The organism is Nocardioides yefusunii (genome assembly GCF_004014875.1).
Classification (GTDB): domain Bacteria; phylum Actinomycetota; class Actinomycetes; order Propionibacteriales; family Nocardioidaceae; genus Nocardioides; species Nocardioides yefusunii.
This window is the reverse complement of record NZ_CP034929.1, coordinates 2614219-2631756: the sequence shown is the minus strand read 5'-3', so window position 1 is coordinate 2631756 and position 17538 is coordinate 2614219. Positions and strand designations below refer to the sequence as shown.

Genomic DNA, 17538 nt, shown 5'->3' with positions numbered 1-17538 from the left:
TCTCGCCGGTATGACGCCGAGCCAGAACCCCTCCGGTCCTCTCACCGACGGACCGCGTGACCCTGAGCACGACCCGAGCGCCACCTGGGCTCTGGAACCGGAGTACGTCGAGGCGCTGCTGGGCAGGGTGCCGAGCACGTCCGGGCGCACCCACCAGCACTTCTCGCCGCTGGACGGACGGCCCATCGCCACCGTTCCGCAGAGCGATCCGGCCGACGTCGAGGAGGCGTTCGACCGGGCACGTGCCGCGCAGCGCGCCTGGGCCCTGGTCTCCGTCGACGACCGGCAGCGACTGCTGCTGCGTCTGCACGACGTGATCCTCGACCACCGTGACGAGATCTGCGACCTCGTGGTGCTGGAGTCGGGCAAGGCCCGCAAGGACGCGTTCCTCGAGGTCGCGCACCTGGCGATGACGGCGCGTTACTACGGCCGCACCACCGAACAGCACCTGCGCACCACCCGGGTGCCGGGCATGTTCCCGGTGCTCACCCACGTCCAGGTGAACCGCTCGCCCAAGGGTGTCGTCGGGATCATCTCGCCGTGGAACTACCCGTTCACGCTGGCGCTCTGCGACGGCATCCCGGCGCTGGCCGCAGGCAACGCGGTGGTCGCCAAGCCCGACGCCCAGACCATTCTCACCGCCCTGCTAGGCGCGCGTCTGCTCAAGGAGGCCGGTTTCCCGGCCGACCTGTGGCAGGTCGTGGCCGGCCAGGGAGCCGACGTCGGGACGCCACTGATCGCCCAGGCCGACTACGTCTGCTTCACCGGCTCCACGAAGACCGGCAAGGTGATCGCCACCCAGTGCGCCGAGCGTCTGATCGGGTGTTCGCTCGAACTGGGCGGCAAGAACGCGATGGCCGTCCTGCACGACGCCAACATCGAGCGAGCTGCCGAGGGTGCGGTGCGTGGAGCGTTCTCCAACTCGGGCCAGCTCTGCATCTCGATGGAGCGCATCTACGCCCACGCGTCGGTCTTCGACCGTTTCGTCGAGCGGTTCGTGGCCCGCACGCAGGCCCTGACGCTGGGCGCGTCGCTGGGCTGGGAGGTCGACATGGGCACGCTGATCAGTGCCCAACAGCTCGCCACCGTCCAGGCCCACTTCGACGACGCGGTCGCGAAGGGCGCCACCGTCCTCACCGGCGGCAAGCACCGTCCTGAGCTGGGCCCCTACTACTTCGAACCGACGATCCTCACCGGCGTCACGCCCGACATGACCTGCTACGCCACGGAGACGTTCGGTCCGCTCGTGGCGATCCACTCCTTCGCGACCGAGGACGAGGTCGTCGACGGCATCAACGAGGGCCGCTACGGCCTCAACGCCTCGGTCTACACCCGCGACGGACGCCGGGGCCGGGCGCTGGGAGCCCGGATCAAGGCCGGCACGGTCAACGTCAACGAGCCCTACGGCGCCGCGTTCGGTTCGCTGGCCGCCCCGATGGGCGGGATGCGTGAGTCCGGCATCGGCCGTCGCCAGGGTGCCGAAGGCATCTGGCGCTACACCGAGACCCAGTCGGTGGGCACCCAACGCCTGGTGGCGATCACTCCGCCGCTGGGCCTGAGCGAGGAGACGTACGCGAAGGTGATGACCACCGCACTGCGCATGTTGAAGAAGGTCGGGCGGGCCTGACGCATGGAAACCCCGAAGAAGCACTACGACGTGCTCGTCATCGGGTCGGGGTTCGGTGGGTCGGTCAGTGCACTGCGTCTGAGCGAGAAGGGGTACTCCGTCGGGGTGCTCGAGGCGGGAGCCCGCTTCTCCGACGACGACTTCCCCGACACCTCCTTCGACCTGAAGCGCTACCTGTTCCTCCCAGCGGCCGGCCTGTACGGCATCCAACGCATCAGCCTGCTCCGTGACTGTCTGATCCTCGCCGGAGCCGGCGTCGGCGGCGGCTCGTTGGTGTACGCCAACACGCTCTACGAGCCGCTCGACGCGTTCTACCGGGACCCGCAGTGGGCCCACATCACTGACTGGAAGCGCGAGCTCGCCCCCTACTACGACCAGGCCAAGCGGATGCTGGGCGTCGTCACCAACCCGTGGCGCACCCCGTCGGACGACGTCATGGAGAAGGTCGCCCAGGAGATGGGCGTGGGGGAGAGCTTCCACGCCACCCCGGTGGGCGTCTTCTTCGGCCGCCCCGACCAAGCACGAGGCACCGAGGTCGAGGACCCGTTCTTCGGCGGGGCCGGTCCGAAGCGTCGCACCTGCACCGCGTGCGGTGAGTGCATGACGGGCTGCCGTCACAACGCCAAGAACACCCTCGTCAAGAACTACCTGCACCTGGCCGAGAACCTCGGCGCGCAGGTGCACCCGCTCACCACCGTCACCCGGGTGCGCCCGCGCAGCGAGGCGGACGGCGGCGGGTACGAGGTCACAGCGCGCTGGACCAAGGCCAAGCTGTCACGCCTGGGGCGTGGGCGGCACGGGGCGACGAAGACGTTCACCGCCGACCAGGTCATCTTCTCCGCGGCGTCGTTGGGCACCCAGAAGCTGCTGCACCAGCTGAAGGTCTCCGGCGACCTCCCGCACGTCTCCGACCGGCTCGGGGTGCTGACCCGCACCAACTCCGAGGCGATCCTCGGGGCGATCGCACCCAAGGACTCCGGCGTCGACTACTCCTACGGGGTCGCGATCACGTCGTCGTTCCATCCCGACGACGAGACCCACGTCGAACCGGTGCGCTACGGCAAGGGCTCCAATGCGATGGCGATGCTCCAGACCGTCCTCGCCGAGCCGAAACCGGGGGAGAAGCGGGTCTGGACCTGGGCCAAGGAGATGTGGGCCCACCGGTCGAAGGCCCGTGACCTCTACGACCTCAGACACTGGTCCGAACGTGCGGTGATCGCACTCGTGATGCAGACCCGCGACAACTCGATCACCACCGTGCCGGTCCGCACCCCGTTCGGGACGCGGATGTCGAGCATCCAGGGCCACGGCGAACCCAACCCGTCGTTCATCCCGCAGGGGTACGAGGCTGCCCGTCGCTCGGGCGAGGTCATGGGTGGGACGCCTGGCGGCACCATCGGCGAACCGTTCGACCGCCCGATGACGGCCCACTTCATCGGTGGCTGCGCCATCGGCGACTCCCCGGAGGCGGGCGTCGTCGACCCGTACCAGCGGATGTTCGGCCATCCCGGTCTGCATGTCGTGGACGGGTCGGCGATCTCGGCCAACCTGGGAGTCAACCCGTCGTTGACGATCACCGCCCAGGCGGAGCGTGCGATGGCGTTCTGGCCCAACAAGGGGGAGTCGGACCCGCGTCCGGCGCTGGGGGAGCCCTACCGGTCGATCGCCCCGGTAGCCCCGATCTCTCCGGCCGTTCCGGAGGCCGCCCCTGGCGCTCTCAGGTTGCCGATCGTGGAGGTCAGGTGACCTGCTCACCCACGTGGGGTGTCAGGTAGGTCACAAGAGGCCAAAACTTGGTCGCAATTCAGGGTTTCTTTACCTTGTTTGGGTGACAACGCTGGCTGTCTGAGAGATAGTTGACGTGCTGCCGGTCCGGGCTTCTCTCCCTCCCTTTTGATGCCCGGACTGTCGTCCCGACGCAGACTTAGATCCGCGAGGACGATCAGGACCCGACCAACCCTCCCTCCCGGTCGGGTCCTGATGCTATTTCCGGGGGAAGAGCACCGCTGACGTGCGGTGTGACCGAGCCGTCGCCCTCGGCGGACGCCCGAAGGTGAGGCGAACGGCCCTCGGCCGATAGGATCAGGGGCATGTCTGCGACCTCTGAGCACGATCTTGTTCTCGTGGTCGACTTCGGTGCCCAGTACGCCCAGCTGATCGCCCGCCGAGTCCGCGAGGCGCGCGTCTACTCCGAGATCGTGCCGCACACGCTGCCGGTCGAAGAGATGCTGGCGAAGAAGCCGAAGGCGATCATCCTCTCCGGAGGCCCCTCCAGCGTCTACGCCGAGGGTGCCCCGTCGATCGACACCTCGCTGTTCGAGGCCGACCTGCCGGTCTTCGGCATGTGCTACGGCTTCCAGCTGATGGCCCAGGGCCTCGGTGGCACCGTCGACAACAACGGCTACCGCGAGTACGGCCGCACCCCGGTCACCATCTCCGAGCCGGGCACGCTGCTGGCCGACATGCCGGTGGCCCACAACGTGTGGATGTCGCACGGCGACTCCGTCTCCCAGGCCCCTGAGGGCTTCACCGTCCTCGCCTCGACCGAGGGCACCCCGGTGGCCGCGTTCGAGAACGTCGAGCGTGGCTTCGCCGGTGTCCAGTGGCACCCCGAGGTGCTGCACTCCGACCACGGCCAGCGCGTCCTGGAGCACTTCCTCTGGAACATCGCCGGCTGCCGCAAGACCTGGACCATCGGCAACATCGCCGAGGAGCAGATCGCGCGGATCAAGGAGCAGATCGGCGAGACCGGTCGCGCCATCTGTGGCCTGTCCGGTGGTGTCGACTCCGCCGTCGCGGCCGCCATCGTCACCAAGGCCATCGGTGACCGCCTCACCTGCGTCTACGTCGACCACGGCCTGATGCGCAAGGACGAGACCGAGCAGATCGAGCGCGACTTCGTTGCTGCGACCGGCGCCAAGCTCGTCGTCGTCGACGCCGAGGAGCAGTTCCTGACCGCTCTGGCCGGTGTCTCCGAGCCCGAGGCCAAGCGCAAGATCATCGGCCGCGAGTTCATCCGCACCTTCGAGAAGGCGCAGGCCGACATCATCGCCGCCGCCCCCGAGGGCACCACCGTCGGCTTCCTGGTCCAGGGCACCCTGTACCCGGACGTCGTCGAGTCGGGCCACGGCTCCGGCACCTCGACGATCAAGTCGCACCACAACGTGGGTGGCCTGCCCGAGGACATGGAGTTCGAGCTCGTCGAGCCGCTCCGCACCCTCTTCAAGGACGAGGTCCGCGCGGTCGGTGCCCAGCTGGGTCTGCCGCAGGAGATCGTCAAGCGTCAGCCGTTCCCGGGCCCCGGCCTCGGTATCCGCATCATCGGTGAGGTCACCAAGGACCGCCTCGACCTGCTGCGTGAGGCCGACGCGATCGCCCGCGAGGAGCTCACCAAGTCGGGTCTCGACGACACGATCTGGCAGATGCCGGTCGTGCTGCTCGCCGACGTCCGTTCGGTCGGCGTCCAGGGCGACGGCCGCACCTACGGTCACCCGATCGTGCTGCGTCCCGTCACCTCCGAGGACGCCATGACGGCTGACTGGGCACGCCTGCCCTACGAGCTGCTCGAGCGCATCTCGACCCGCATCACCAACGAGGTCAAGGACGTCAACCGTGTGACGGTCGACATCACCTCGAAGCCCCCGGGCACCATCGAGTGGGAGTGATCCACTCCTGATGCGACGGCCCCCGTACTCCTACGAGTACGGGGGCCGTCGTGCGTCCGGGGGAGCGCAATGCGGACCAACAGAGTCGAGGTCACTTCTTCGTCGTGCGCACCTCGACGGGGCCGCCGCCCGTCCCCGGACGACGCACCTCGAAGAAACCCACGGCGGTGACGAGGTCGACGAGCTTGGCGTAGCCCCAGTTGCGGGGGTCGAAGTCGGGGGACTGCTTGGCTGCGGTGCTCCCGACCGCGCCCAGGTTGGCCCACCCGTCGTCGTCGGAGGCCGAGGCCACGGCACCACGCAGCAGCCGCACCAACGAGGTGTCGCTGCGGAGTTCCTTGGTGGTGCGACGCCCGGTCGGTGCCTTGGGAGGTGCCTGGTGTGCGGGAGGGGCATCCGTGCGGGCCGGGGACCGTCCGGGTGCCTTGATCGCGGGCGTCTCCTCGGCGGTGGGGGCGTCGGTGTGCGCATCGGTCTGCACCCCGAGGACGTCGACGTAGATGAACCGGTCGCAGGCGGCGCGGAACGCCTCGGGGGTGCGGCGCTCTCCGACGCCGTAGACCGTCTTGCCGGACTCACGCAGCCTCGCCGCCAACCGGGTGAAGTCGGAGTCGGAGGAGACCAGCACGAACCCGTCGAGACGGTCGCCGTAGAGCAGGTCCATGGCGTCGATGATCAACGCACTGTCGGTGGAGTTCTTCCCCTTCGTGTAGGCGAACTGCTGCATCGGCTGGATCGCGTGCCGGTTGGCGGCCTCCTTCCAACCACCCAGTTGCGGGGTCGTCCAGTCGCCGTAGATCCGCCGTACCGTGGCAGTCCCGAGTGTGGCGACCTCCTCCATCAAGGCGTCGCACTTGCTGGGCTGGGCATTGTCGGCGTCGATGAGGACGGCCAGCCGCCCGTCGGTCGGGAAGGTCATGGCGGCACTCTAGGCACTGGTGCGGCGTGGCGACGTCCGTCCGGAATGTTCCTGAGCGGTCATGCCTGCACGAACTTGTCCGATCACGGACAATGGACCCATGGCTTCCCCCGTCACGTCCCCTGATGTCCTGCCGTCCCCCGGGCAGGCGGTCCTGATCCGCTTCGACGACCGCGACACCGTCGTCTGGTGGGGCAAGGGTGAAGGGGACCGCGAGATCCTCGCCGCCCACGACGGCCGTCTCCTCACCTGGGACACGGTCGAGGAGGCAGTCTCGTTCGCCGGCGACGCCGACTGGAAGATCGACTGGGACTCCGGCATCGACTCGGAGCAGAACACCCTGATGGACTTCACCGGCGCCCAGCGTCGCCTCGAGAACGACCGTCACCCCGTGGAGCCGCACTCCGCGATGGACCTGTGGAACTTCGCCACCGACGTCTCCCACACCCTCGGCATCCCGTTCCACGACTCCGGGACGATGGCCGACATCTGCCACGAGAAGATCACCAAGGCGACCGTCCCCTACGCCTTCGGCCTGGACGAGTACGCCCTGAAGTGGACCCCCGCCGAGTTCAAGGTGGTGCGTCGGATCATGGCTGACGCCGTCCACGTCGTGCGTACCGGCCTGGGCCGCGAGAGCACCCGCCCGGCCTGATCCTCAGGCCCGGCGTGCGGCCCGTCGCGGCCGGGCTTTCTCCACGCCTGCCTTCACCAGCGCCCACGGCAGCAGCAGGGAAGCGATCGCGGTCACGACCCACACGATGACGGTGGCCGCGATCCACGTCCCGATTCCGCCGGAGATGGTCAGGGCGTCCCCGAACAGGGTCGCGACCACCAGTGCGATGAACGTCGACACCAGACTGGTGCCGCCCAGCAGCACCGGCGCCTTCGTGGCCGCCACCTTCGTGACGAACGGCGTCAGGACGCTCTGCACGATTGCGTAGAGCACCACCATCACGACGAAGCCCGAGGCGCTGACGTCGACCCCGTCGACGACCTGGTCGGCGGCCAGCAGACCGATGGCTGCCGCGGCCAGGAACAGGGCGGCGCTGATCAGGAGTCGGATCATGGGAGCTCCTCAGGCAGGAGGGGTGGGAGAAGGGTGCGCGTCGGTGAGGCGCACGGGCGGGACCTTGACGTCGGAGCCGCCCTGACGGGTGAGCCGGTCGGCCATCTGCACCCGGGTGGGGCGCGGCGCGAACCCACCGGAGAACAAGGCCTGGCCCTGCGTGGAGGTGGGGGAGGCGTCGAGCAGCTCGGGCGGCACCCCGCCGAAGAACTCCGCCAGATGGGCCAGGTCGGCCGGGGCGTTCGTCTTCAACAGAGCGAGGTTGTCGCACTGCGACAGCACCTGAGGGTGGATCTTCGAGGGGCGCTGGGTGGAGAGCAGCAGCCACAGCCCGTACTTGCGGCCCTCGGCGGCGATCTGGACCAACCGTTCCACCAGCGCCTTCGCCAGTGGCGTCGTCGGTTCGGCCGGGCACAGGTTGTGTGCCTCGTCGATCACGATCAGCAGTGGCCGTCGTCGTTCCCGGTCCCGCCACAGGGAGTCGAGGACGGCCAGCGCAGTCGCCGCGCCCTCGTCGGCGATCCGGAACCCGCCGATGTCGGCGACCACCAGGTCTGGCCGCTCGTCCACGACCCGCTCCAGTCCCACGGCGCCGCGCGCCCAGACGTCCCAGTCCGGGATCCCGAGGTTGGTCATGCGGCGCAGCAGCGCCCGACGGGCGGGTTCCTCGGAACCGGCCAGGGCCTCCAGCATCGCGGGGCCGTCCTGGGGTCCGAACTCACTCTCCAGCTGGCGCAGGACGTGGAACTCCTCGGCGTCGGCGACCGGGTCGAGGCGGAGCACGGCGGCCCGGGACGCGACGTCCATGTCGGCGATCCGCACCACGAGGTCGTACATCCCCAGGCCGGTGCGCCGGTGGACGCGGACGTCGAGGGCCCGGATGCGTGCCGCGGTCTGCGGGGGAGTCTCCGGCACCGGGTCACCGAGGTGGACGAAGTCGGAGTTGGGGTCCAGCACCAGCACCGGGAGGCCGGTCTGCAGGAGGAGCTGTTCGAGGACGACGCCCAACGCGTACGTCTTGCCCGAGCCCGACTGCCCGCACCAGAACGTGTGTCGGTTGAAGCGCGAGCCGTCCAGTGTGAACGGTTCGCCGGTCGCGAGATCGGTGCCGACGGTCAGCGGAAGGCCGGTCATGGAACTCCTCGGGTCACGGGGTGTCTGGTGCTCCGAGTCTCGGCCGACGGTGGGTCGGTGCGGGTCGGGTGCCGCCGAGACGTGCGTGGTGCGGCGGTCGTTTCACCCCGTCAGGATGAATGCGTGCGTGGGCACACGTCGGGCAGGGCGAGCGGGCCCCTTGACCCACCACGATGAGGGCCGTGGACCCGACAGAGATGGACGCCGCCGGTAGGACGCCGGGCCTGGCCGAGGTGATCGGTGCGGTGCTGCCGCACGCGGTGGGAATCGCTCTCAGCCCGGTGCCGGTGATCGCCGTGGTGCTGCTGCTGATGTCACCGCGGGCGCGTACGGCAGCCCCGGTCTTCCTTCTCGGTTGGATCGTCGGGGTGAGTGTCCTCGCCGTGGTGGCGTCCCTGCTGTCGGAGGTGACGACCCCGGAGGGCGCTGCCGGCACTCCCGCCGCCGTGACCCGGATCGTGCTGGGGGCCCTGCTGCTGGCGCTCGCGGTCAGGACGCTGCGTCGTCCCGGCGGCGACGACGCGCTACCGGGTTGGATGGCGGCCGTCGACAGCCTGCCCCTGGCGCGCGCTTTCGCGCTCGCGGCCGCCCTGGCTGCCCTCAATCCCAAGAACATCGGTCTCGGCCTGGCTGCGGCCGACGCGCTGAGCAGCAACGGCGCCCCTCTCGCCACGACCGCAGCCGGTGACGTCGCCTTCGTGCTGGTCGCCTCGGCCTCGGTGGGGCTACCGGTGCTGCTCCAGGTGCTGGCGCCGAGTCGTACCGCGGTGCCGTTGCAGAGGTTGAAGAAGTGGCTGGTCGCGTACAACAACGTGGTGGTCGGCACACTGCTGGTGGTCTTCGGGATGATCATCGTCGGCAACGGAATCACCGGCCTCTGAGCCGTTGTTGCGGCTTGTACTCCGACAAGCAACGATGTGACAACGAGTGGTTGAGATCACGTTTCGTCGTCACGTGAGTGATTAGCGTCATGTTCATGGACGTGGGGGGACACAGCACCGAGAACACGCAGACCGTCGCACCGCCGACAAGCGGAGGAATGGCCGTCCCGTGGTCAGCCCTCCGTGCACCCGAACCGGGGAACTGGTTCGTTCCCAGAGGTCGCCTCGACGAACTGCTCGACGCCGCGGCCGTGCGGCACGAGGTGATCGAGGTGGTAGCGCCGGGAGGGTTCGGCAAGACGACGGCGCTGGCGCACTGGGCCGCGCACCGCAGTGCTCCGACGGCCTGGGTGTCGGTCAACAGCCACACCCGCAACCCCCAACGCCTCGCCAGCGGGATCAGCCGGTCGCTCGCGGACGCGGTCCGGGGACGTCCCGGGTTCGAGCAGCTCGCCGGCTCGGTAGGCGACGTGGGCACGGCGGCCGGCGCCGTCACACGGTGGATCGAGGCACTCGAGAGGGCACCCGAGCGGGTCGTCCTCATCGTCGACGACGTCCATCACGCTCCCGGCATTCTCGACCACGGACCACTGGCGCTGCTCCTCGACGCCGCCCCACGCAACCTCTGCGTCGTCGTCACCTCCCACACCCCGGACCCCTCCCTCGTCCGGCGCAGGGTCGCGGGCATGATCGGGCTGGTCACCTCCGACGAACTCCGCATGACCCGCGACGAGGTGCTGTCGGTCTCCCGCGCGCTGGACCGCGAGCTCGACGCCGACGTCATCGAGAGCATCCACACCGGTACGGGAGGCTGGCCGGTCGCGGTGGGGCTCGAACTCCTCGCGCCCGGCGTCGTCCTCCCGATGGCCGGGGAGCCGATGCGCGACTACATCCAGCACGAGATCCTCGCCAAACTCCCCGCCGACCTGGTCACCCTCGTGCTCAGCACCTCGCTGCTGGAACGCTTCGACACCGAGGCGGCACGTCAGGTCTCCGGACTGCCCGAGACGCAGGCACTGCTCGGTGAACTCCTCGACCGCGGCCTCTTCCTGACCCGCGTCTCCGACCGCACCGGTCGGGTCAGCTACCGCTGGCACGCCCGAGTCGCCCGGGAATGCCGCGAGCTCTTCCGTGCCTCCCGTCCCAGCGATTTCGTGCAGGGCGCCCGTGCTGCGGTGCAGGTGCTCTGGCACGACGACCCGGTCGCGGCCCTCGACGTCGCCTGCTGCGCCGACCAGGTGGACCTGGTCCGGGCACTCCTGGGAGATCACTGGCTCTCCCTGCTCGTCGAGGGAGACCTCGCGGTGCTCCGCGACAGCATCGCTGCGCTCGACCCTGACCAACGGGGGGAGACCGTCGTCCTCGTGCTCGAGGCAGCCCTCGCCCAACTGGGTGGCGACCACGAACTGGCCGCGATGCTCGTCGACAGTGCTCGGGCAGCTGCCGTCCCCGGCGTCGCACGGGACCGGTTGGCCCTGGCCCAGATGAGCCTGATGGGGGCCAACGAGGGTAATGAGCTGGAGCGCGCCTGCGACGAGGTCCGTGACCTCCTGCGCACCGACGTCGTCCCGGGGCGCCCCGAGCACGCTGTCACCGTCTTCCTGCTCGGGTGGGCCGAACTGCGTTTGCGCCGGGCACCGCTGCGGGCCCTGGACCTGCTCCGGACCTCGGCCCGTCTCGCCTCTGAGGCTCATGCGTCGGTCCTGGAACGCCGGGCCCGCGCCAACGCCGGGTTCGCGGCCGCTTTCCTGGGCGACTTCGAGGCGGCGGAGGAGGAACTCCGGACCTTGGGCGGACGCAAGGTGGCCGGCGCGGACATCTGGGAGGTCTACGACGGCGGCCTCACCGACTTCACCGAAGGGTGGATCGGGTTCTGGCGCGGCGACCTGACCATCGCGGAACAGAAGTTCGGCGCTGTCATCGCCGACCACGGCCGGGTCGCCTACGCCCCCCTCGCCCGGGTGCTCCAGGTCTGGGTGGCCTGCTCCATCGGTGACCCGCGACGGATCCGTCGGGCCGACCAAGCCCGCCGCGACATCCCCGACGCCGACGCACACGGCGTCCCGTGGGCCCACTACGCGCTCGTCGCACGAGCCAAGATCCTGGTCGCGCAGGGAGCTGGAGCCTCCCAGGTGGTGCCACTGCTGCGGCAGGCAGCCGACCGCGCCAACGTGCCGGTGATCGCGCTGGAGTCCGCGGTGATGCTGCACCGCATGGGCCAACTCGGGGACACCGTCGACGCGCTGCGCAGGCTCTCCCCGCTGGAGCGGCAGCCGCTCTACGTCCAGACCGGTGCCCTGGTCGTGAACGCGCTCGTGCAGCGCCGCCGCGGCGAGACTGAATCGGCCCACCGGCTGCTGGAACGCGCCCTCGACCTGGGAGCTCCGGCCAGACTCGGCCGGGCCTTCGACCTCACCCAGCCCGGGCTCAGGCCGCTGCTCGCAGCCCACGCGGCCCGCGGCACCGCTCACCCCGAGTACGTGGCGCACTGCCTGGCGGGCAACACCAGCGTGGACGCCTCCTCGCCGGTGGGCGGACTCTCCTCGCGCGAACGCGAGATCCTGGAGTACATGCGCGGCACCCTCACCAATGCCGAGATCGCCGCAGCGCTGCACGTCTCGGTCAACACCGTGAAGACCCACCAGCGCTCCATCTACCGCAAGTTCAACGTGGCCACGCGTCGTGAAGCGGTCCGTCTGGCCGACGCGACCTGAGCCCCTCCACCACCTGCGTCGTGGTCCGCACGAGGGGCTCATGCCGTGGGGGTGAAAGCGATCGTCGTGGCCAGTGACCGGCAGCCCCGTGAGGGGCACCGGACCTAGCGTCGGAGCAGGCCGGTCCCGGCGCTCAGCACACGATCCCAGGGGGTTCCATGGCAGTGAAGGTCAACGTCGACAACTTCGTCGTCGCGGAGACGGCGCGGATGTTCGAGGACCTGCAGCGCGAGGCCGGCGGGGTCAACGCCTTCAACCACGTGCGCACCCCCAGCCCCGTCGACAACCAACTGGTGGTCCGGCTCAACCGGGACACCCTCTACAGCTTCGGCGTCGTCGACCTGCGTGGCGGAGCCACTCTCACCGTGCCCGAGGTCGGCCAGCGGTACGTCTCGGTGATGGTGGTCGACGAGAACCACTTCGTCACCGAGGTCCTGCACGAGGCCGGTACCCACACCCTCGACGAGGAACGCCACGGCTCCCGGTGGGTCTGTCTCGCGGTCCGCGTCCTGGCTGACCCCGCCGACGCCGCCGACCTCGACGAGGTGCACCGGATCCAGGACGCCTGCGTGATCACGGCCGCCTCCGCCGAACCGTTCGTCGGCCCCGAGTACGACGCCACCAGCTTCGACGCCACCCGCAGCCACCTGCTCGAACTCGCCAACGGCCTCAGCGGCTTCGACCACATGTTCGGCAGACGCGAGGAGGTCCAGCCGGTGCGACACCTGCTCGGCTCCGCCGCCGGATGGGGAGGACTGCCGTCCTCGGAGGCCCAGTACGTCGGTGTCCTCGGGCCGGGGGAGGGAGGCTACGAGCTGCGTCTGGCCGACGTCCCGGTCGACGGCTTCTGGTCGATCTCGATGTACGACTCAGCCGGTTTCTTCGTCCCCAACGACCGCAACGCCTACAGCGTCAACGACATCACCGCGGTGAAGGACGCCGACGGCGGCGTCACCGTCCGGTTCGGTGACTTCCCCGACGACGTCCCCAACGTCCTCCCCACACCGGAGGGCTGGAACTACCTGGTCCGGCTCTACCGTCCCCGCCCCGAGATCGCCGACGGGACGTGGCAGTTGCCCGCCCCGGTCCCGGTCGACTGACCCGTCCCACCACTGGAGGTAGTGATGCAGCACACCGTTCACGACACGTCCCGTCCCGATCCACGGCCCCGCGCGGTCCACCGTGCCGTGGGTGCGATGGCCGTGCTCACCCTGGCGTTCGGCTTGAGCGCCTGCGGCTCGGACGACGAGAAGTCGGCGGAGAACAAGGCCGAGGCGTGCGGCGACGCCGAGACCCTGCGCTCCACGATCGAGTCCGCCCGAGCGAACCTCTCCTCGACCTCCACCGTCGACGAGTGGCGCACCGCCAAGGAAGCGATCGAGAAGGGCGTCGACCGTCTCGAGGACTCCTTGGAGAAGACCAACGAGGACGCGTGGAAGAAGGTCGACGACGCGTGGGACGACTTCACCGACGCCCTGGACGACGTCCCCGACGACGCCACCGTCCCCGAAGCGGGCCAGACGCTGGTCGACGAGGTGCAACGTCTCCAGGACGCCCGCGCCTCGGCGCTCTCCGGCCTCGACTGCGGCTGAAGGACCTGACTCTGACTCGTGCCTGAGCGGGTCAGCGGCGAACCGACTCCGACCTCACCGGTCGGGGTCGGTTTCGTCGTCCGGAGTCAGAGGGCCAGGAGCGAGAGAGTCAGGAGCCAGTGCGGCTCGGTTGGTGGGGTGCCGCACGAGGTCGTCGAAGAGTCCGAGACGGGTCAGTCGCCGTGACAGCGGGTCGCCGATCCGGGTCAGTTCCACTCGAACACCGCCTCGGGTGACTGCCGCGACGCACGCGGAGAGCCGCTCGGCTCCGGTGACGTCGACGTCGGAGGTGACGCTGAGATCGAGCAGGATCCGGGTCACGTCCTCGCGGGCTGCCACAGCACGCACCTGTTCGTCGAGGGCGTCGGCGTTGGCGAAGTGGATGCTGCCACCGATCCGCAGCACCACACTGCCGTCGACCACGTCGCTGCCCGCAGAGCCACCGGTGCCGGAGGTGGAGGTGGAGCCGTGGCCGGAGTCAGAGCCGGACTCAGTGGGATGGCCGTCGGTGCGGGGATCCACCAGGACGACCCCGGGACTGCTCGACGAGCGGCGCACCAAGTTGAGCAGGGCCAGGAAGAACGCCACCGACAGCCCGGCGACCGGCCCCAGCACGAGCACTCCCAGCAGGCACACCACCGCGACGGTGCACTCGTCGGGGGACCGCCGGGCCAGATCAGCCAAGGTGCCGATCCCCAGGAGCTCGAGGACGGCGACAGCGACCGTCGCACCGATCGCGGGGGAGGGGACCAGTGCGAGCAGGCCGGTGCCGAAGGCCAGCAGCAGCACCGAGACCACCGCCAGCACCACCAGAGGAAGCTGGGTCCGGGCACCGGCCTCGTCCATCGCTGCGGTGCGGGACGTCGAGGAGCCGATCGTGAACCCGCCGCTGAGGCCGGAGCCGATGTTCGCGGCGCCGAAGGCGGCAAGGTCCCGGTCGAGGTTCACCGGGTGGTGGTGAGTCAGGGCGTAGCTGCGGGAGACGAGGAGACCCTCGGCCATGGTCACGGCGGTGAGGGCGCAAGCGGCCGGGAACAGCGCCACCCAGGCCGACCAACCCACGGCGGGGAACGCGAACGACGGGAGCCCGGACGGCACCTCGCCCAGCACCGAGACGCCGTGATCGGCGAGTCCCAGCGCAGCGGTCAGGACGGTGGTGCCCACCATCACCACCAGCGCCCACGGGAAGCGTCGTCGCCATCGTCGTCCGCCGAGAAGGACGGCGAGACAACCCAGCGAGAGCAGCACGGACGTCAGGTGGGTGCCCTCGAGGGAGGAGACGAGCTCGCCCACCTGGGGGAAGAACCCCTCCCGTTCGAGCTTGAGGCCCAGCATCTTGGCCACCTGCCCCAGCATCACCTGCGCGGCGAGGCCTGCGATGAACCCCACCAGAACCGGCCGCGACAGGTACCGGCCCACGAAACCCAACTTGAGCTTGGCGCAGACCAGGAACAGCAGACCGCCCAACACTGCCTGCGCGGCAGCGAGGACGGCGAGGTCGTCGGTGCCGGCCGCGGCGCCGGTCCCCACCAAGGAGGCGCCGACCATCGCGGCAGCGGCGGCGTCGGGGGCCACCACCACCTGTCGGGTCGAGGCCAACAGGGCGAACAGCAGGGACGGGACGATCAGGGCGTACAGACCCGACGACGGTGGAAGTCCGGCGATCTGGGCGTAGCCGATGTTGAGCGGAACCGAGATCGCCACCAACGTGAGCCCGGCGAGCAGTTCGCGAGCCGCGTTGGAGCGGTTCAGTCCCGGGAGCAGTCGGACCCTGCCCCTGGGGTCGGGGTGTCGTCGTTCGCCGGAACGTTCCGGCCCAGCGGCGCTCACCGTCGTCCTGTCGCTTGCGCTGTCGCCCTCACCCGGTGCTCAGCGGCATGCCGGTCAGGAGGTGGCCGGACGGGCCGGCGGCTCGGGGAGGTCGTCGGGGAGGTCGGTCGTTGCCTCAGGGGAGACCCCGGGGTCCAGTCCGGGAGCCACTTCGGACGCGACAGGCGACGGGGTGGGTGACGGGGCGTCGGTGGGGACCGGAGCAGTGTGGCGGCCGGGCGTCGTGGCACGTGTGGCAGGGGCCCCCGACGACCGTGCCATGGCGGCGCCCCACCCGGAGCCGTCGGCAGTCAGGTCGACGGCCTCGGGGCGGTTGCCGTGGCTGCGGAGCACGAGTCCGGCGATCAGGGTGGTGATGCCCCAGATCATCGCCAGGACTCCGAAGACGATGATCAGCGAGACGACACCGCGGCCGGGGTTGAGGAAGAACAGGATGCCGAGCACGATGTCGAGCACGGCGGAGGCGGCCAGCATGAGGCGGGCCTGCCACGGGTTGGGGCGGAGCACCGAGACCAGCTCGACGACACCGCGGGCCAACAGCCAGATGCCGAGCAGCCAGGTGAGGATGCCCAGGGTGTAGAACGGCCGCAGGATCGCGAAGACGGCGGCCAGCAGGGCGACGACGCCGATCACGATCCCGAGGACGCGGGCCCAGGCCGGGGCGCCACGGGAGAACGCCGCCGTGAACGAGGCGGCCGAGTCCAGCAGTGCCCAGGCTCCCCACAGGAACGCGAACGCCACTGCGGTGCCGGCGGGGAAGAAGATCGCGGCGATGCCGAGCAGCAGGACGAGCGCTCCCTGCCCGACGAGCCACTTCCACGACAGCCGCACCGAGGTATCCATGCCTCGGAACGTAGCCCCGTCCGGACCCGTCGTGGACGGCCTGCGAGCCCGTCGTCGGGCATCTCACCCAAGCAGGATGAGCACCGCCCGGCGGGGGTTCGTCGGCGCGCGGGGAGCCGCGGCGGGTCAGCTCAGGGCGAAGGCGACGACGGCGTCCCCCTGCTCGGCGCCGGCCGCGAGCGCCCACCCGACCCTGCTGCCGAGCGGCACGGAGACGACGGTGCGGTGGGTCACCGTCTCGCCCGCGTTCACCGTGCCGTCGTGCAGCGAGCGGTTGCTCGCGACGGAGAGGGCTTCGTCGTCGCTGGTGGCGGTGTGGGTGAGCCCTGCTGCGGTGTGGACCCGACGCAGCGAGTCGAGGGGGCGGGTGTCGAGGGGCTCCGAGGTCGCGTTGGTCCACGACGACGTGAGCTGGCAGAACTCCGTCCCTGCAGCGGCCGGGGTGCGCGTGGCCGAGGCCTCGGACCCACGCGGCTCGATCTCGATCCACGGCACCCCGCACAGGCCCATGACCATCTTCACCTCGTAGCCCTGGACGGTCGCGGTTCCACCCATCGGCGTGGCGACGGCGGTTGCTGCGGCGATCGCAGTGAGCGGCAGGTCGGTGCTCGAGACGGCAGCGCGGGACGACGTCCCGGGGACGGCGTCGGAAGGCGAGGTGAGCTGCTGGTGCACCGCGAGATGCCCCACTGCCCCCAGGGCGAAGGGCAGCACGAGAGCGGTGGCCAGGTAGATCCCTGCCACCTGTCGGCGCACGCTGACGGCCCCCGCGACGCCCAACGCCAGGAGGACGGCGCCCACGGCGAGGTCGCCCCACCACCAGTCGAGCGTGCTCTGCGTCAGCGCGTAGTGAACACCCACCGCGAGCGCCGACAGTAGCGGTGCGAGCAGGACGAGGAACGTCGACCGGGGCGTCGCCGTTGCCCCGATGGAGACCGACACGGACGGATCCGCGCTCACGGGCCGGGTCGCGGGTTCTGCGTCGAGGAGATCGCTGAGCGACACCTCACCGTGCGGGCGCGGGGAAGCGGTTGGGGGTACCTGCGGTTCGTCGGCGAAGGGGTCCGTGGGCTGGGCGGCCCGGGGCGAGGACGACGCGAGCTCGCCACCCCGTCCGTCGGCCTGTCGGGGGATCGATGCCAGGGAGGTGAAGCCGTTGGGTGGGGTGGGAGGAGCACCGGCGGTGCCGGGCGTCCCGAAGGGGAGGTGGCCCGGAGGCGCGGGCGGCGGAGGCTCGAGGGGCAGTCCGATGGGTGGGTCGTTC

Annotated in this window: 14 protein-coding genes; 8 read left to right on the top strand and 6 right to left on the bottom strand. The window is 70.1% G+C overall.

Annotation, left to right across the window (positions count from 1 at the left end):
• The first annotated feature begins 10 nt into the window (after positions 1–10).
• The 3 genes from EOV43_RS11955 (at position 11) to guaA (ending at position 5292) form a co-directional block, all read left to right on the top strand.
• Positions 11–1627, top strand: coding sequence for a succinic semialdehyde dehydrogenase (locus tag EOV43_RS11955; RefSeq protein ID WP_128221487.1), 1617 nt, complete (start codon positions 11–13; stop codon positions 1625–1627).
• Positions 1628–1630: 3 nt separating this feature from the next.
• Complete coding sequence (locus tag EOV43_RS11950) at positions 1631–3373, top strand: GMC oxidoreductase (protein WP_128221486.1); 1743 nt, start codon at positions 1631–1633, stop codon at positions 3371–3373.
• Between the two features lie 344 nt (positions 3374–3717).
• Positions 3718–5292, top strand: coding sequence for a glutamine-hydrolyzing GMP synthase (gene guaA / locus EOV43_RS11945; RefSeq protein ID WP_128221485.1), 1575 nt, complete (start codon positions 3718–3720; stop codon positions 5290–5292).
• A gap of 91 nt (positions 5293–5383) precedes the next feature.
• Here guaA and EOV43_RS11940 read toward each other — a convergent pair whose 3' ends face one another.
• Entirely contained in the window at positions 5384–6211 is an 828-nt protein-coding gene (locus tag EOV43_RS11940; RefSeq protein ID WP_128221484.1) for an NYN domain-containing protein, read from the bottom strand.
• A gap of 100 nt (positions 6212–6311) precedes the next feature.
• Between EOV43_RS11940 and EOV43_RS11935 the strand changes: the two genes are divergently transcribed.
• Positions 6312–6866: a hypothetical protein gene (locus EOV43_RS11935; RefSeq protein ID WP_128221483.1), complete on the top strand. Its 555-nt coding sequence runs from the start codon at positions 6312–6314 to the stop codon at positions 6864–6866.
• Between the two features lie 3 nt (positions 6867–6869).
• On the opposite strand, the gene EOV43_RS11930 is transcribed toward EOV43_RS11935, so the two are convergent.
• Both EOV43_RS11930 and EOV43_RS11925 read right to left on the bottom strand, forming a co-directional pair.
• A complete protein-coding gene (locus EOV43_RS11930; protein ID WP_128221482.1) occupies positions 6870–7280 on the bottom strand; it encodes a phage holin family protein in 411 nt (136 codons plus the stop codon).
• A 9-nt stretch (positions 7281–7289) separates the two neighbouring features.
• Positions 7290–8414: an ATP-binding protein gene (locus EOV43_RS11925; protein WP_128221481.1), complete on the bottom strand. Its 1125-nt coding sequence runs from the start codon at positions 8412–8414 to the stop codon at positions 7290–7292.
• 182 nt (positions 8415–8596) lie between these two features.
• On the opposite strand from EOV43_RS11925, the gene EOV43_RS11920 reads away from it, so the two are divergent.
• The 4 genes from EOV43_RS11920 to EOV43_RS11905 all read left to right on the top strand — a co-directional run bounded on the left by EOV43_RS11920 (position 8597) and on the right by EOV43_RS11905 (position 13601).
• Positions 8597–9295: a GAP family protein gene (locus EOV43_RS11920; RefSeq protein WP_164878673.1), complete on the top strand. Its 699-nt coding sequence runs from the start codon at positions 8597–8599 to the stop codon at positions 9293–9295.
• A gap of 95 nt (positions 9296–9390) precedes the next feature.
• On the top strand, positions 9391–12009 hold the full coding sequence (locus EOV43_RS11915; RefSeq protein ID WP_128221479.1) for a LuxR C-terminal-related transcriptional regulator: 2619 nt from the start codon (positions 9391–9393) through the stop codon (positions 12007–12009).
• A gap of 158 nt (positions 12010–12167) precedes the next feature.
• Entirely contained in the window at positions 12168–13109 is a 942-nt protein-coding gene (locus EOV43_RS11910) for a DUF1214 domain-containing protein (protein ID WP_128221478.1), read from the top strand.
• A 24-nt stretch (positions 13110–13133) separates the two neighbouring features.
• The gene (locus EOV43_RS11905) at positions 13134–13601 is read left to right on the top strand and encodes a hypothetical protein (protein ID WP_128221477.1); all 468 of its coding nucleotides are present in this window, start codon (positions 13134–13136) and stop codon (positions 13599–13601) included.
• Between the two features lie 54 nt (positions 13602–13655).
• Here EOV43_RS11905 and EOV43_RS11900 read toward each other — a convergent pair whose 3' ends face one another.
• From EOV43_RS11900 to EOV43_RS11890, 3 genes are all read right to left on the bottom strand, one after another.
• Complete coding sequence (locus tag EOV43_RS11900) at positions 13656–15431, bottom strand: SulP family inorganic anion transporter (RefSeq protein ID WP_128221476.1); 1776 nt, start codon at positions 15429–15431, stop codon at positions 13656–13658.
• Between the two features lie 54 nt (positions 15432–15485).
• Positions 15486–16274, bottom strand: a complete 789-nt coding sequence (locus EOV43_RS11895) for an HdeD family acid-resistance protein (protein ID WP_128221475.1) — start codon at positions 16272–16274, stop codon at positions 15486–15488.
• 126 nt (positions 16275–16400) lie between these two features.
• The gene (locus tag EOV43_RS11890) at positions 16401–17216 is read right to left on the bottom strand and encodes a hypothetical protein (protein ID WP_128221474.1); all 816 of its coding nucleotides are present in this window, start codon (positions 17214–17216) and stop codon (positions 16401–16403) included.
• Between the last annotated feature and the right edge of the window lie 322 nt (positions 17217–17538).

What these genes read in the sequence shown, in the direction of transcription:
- EOV43_RS11955 (WP_128221487.1), top strand. Translation starts at nt 11, where the DNA reads ATGACGCCGAGCCAGAACCCCTCCGGTCCTCTCACCGACGGACCGCGT.
- EOV43_RS11950 (WP_128221486.1), top strand. Translation starts at nt 1,631, where the DNA reads ATGGAAACCCCGAAGAAGCACTACGACGTGCTCGTCATCGGGTCGGGG.
- guaA (WP_128221485.1), top strand. Translation starts at nt 3,718, where the DNA reads ATGTCTGCGACCTCTGAGCACGATCTTGTTCTCGTGGTCGACTTCGGT.
- EOV43_RS11940 (WP_128221484.1), bottom strand. Translation starts at nt 6,211, where the DNA reads ATGACCTTCCCGACCGACGGGCGGCTGGCCGTCCTCATCGACGCCGAC.
- EOV43_RS11935 (WP_128221483.1), top strand. Translation starts at nt 6,312, where the DNA reads ATGGCTTCCCCCGTCACGTCCCCTGATGTCCTGCCGTCCCCCGGGCAG.
- EOV43_RS11930 (WP_128221482.1), bottom strand. Translation starts at nt 7,280, where the DNA reads ATGATCCGACTCCTGATCAGCGCCGCCCTGTTCCTGGCCGCGGCAGCC.
- EOV43_RS11925 (WP_128221481.1), bottom strand. Translation starts at nt 8,414, where the DNA reads ATGACCGGCCTTCCGCTGACCGTCGGCACCGATCTCGCGACCGGCGAA.
- EOV43_RS11915 (WP_128221479.1), top strand. Translation starts at nt 9,391, where the DNA reads ATGGACGTGGGGGGACACAGCACCGAGAACACGCAGACCGTCGCACCG.
- EOV43_RS11910 (WP_128221478.1), top strand. Translation starts at nt 12,168, where the DNA reads ATGGCAGTGAAGGTCAACGTCGACAACTTCGTCGTCGCGGAGACGGCG.
- EOV43_RS11905 (WP_128221477.1), top strand. Translation starts at nt 13,134, where the DNA reads ATGCAGCACACCGTTCACGACACGTCCCGTCCCGATCCACGGCCCCGC.
- EOV43_RS11895 (WP_128221475.1), bottom strand. Translation starts at nt 16,274, where the DNA reads ATGGATACCTCGGTGCGGCTGTCGTGGAAGTGGCTCGTCGGGCAGGGA.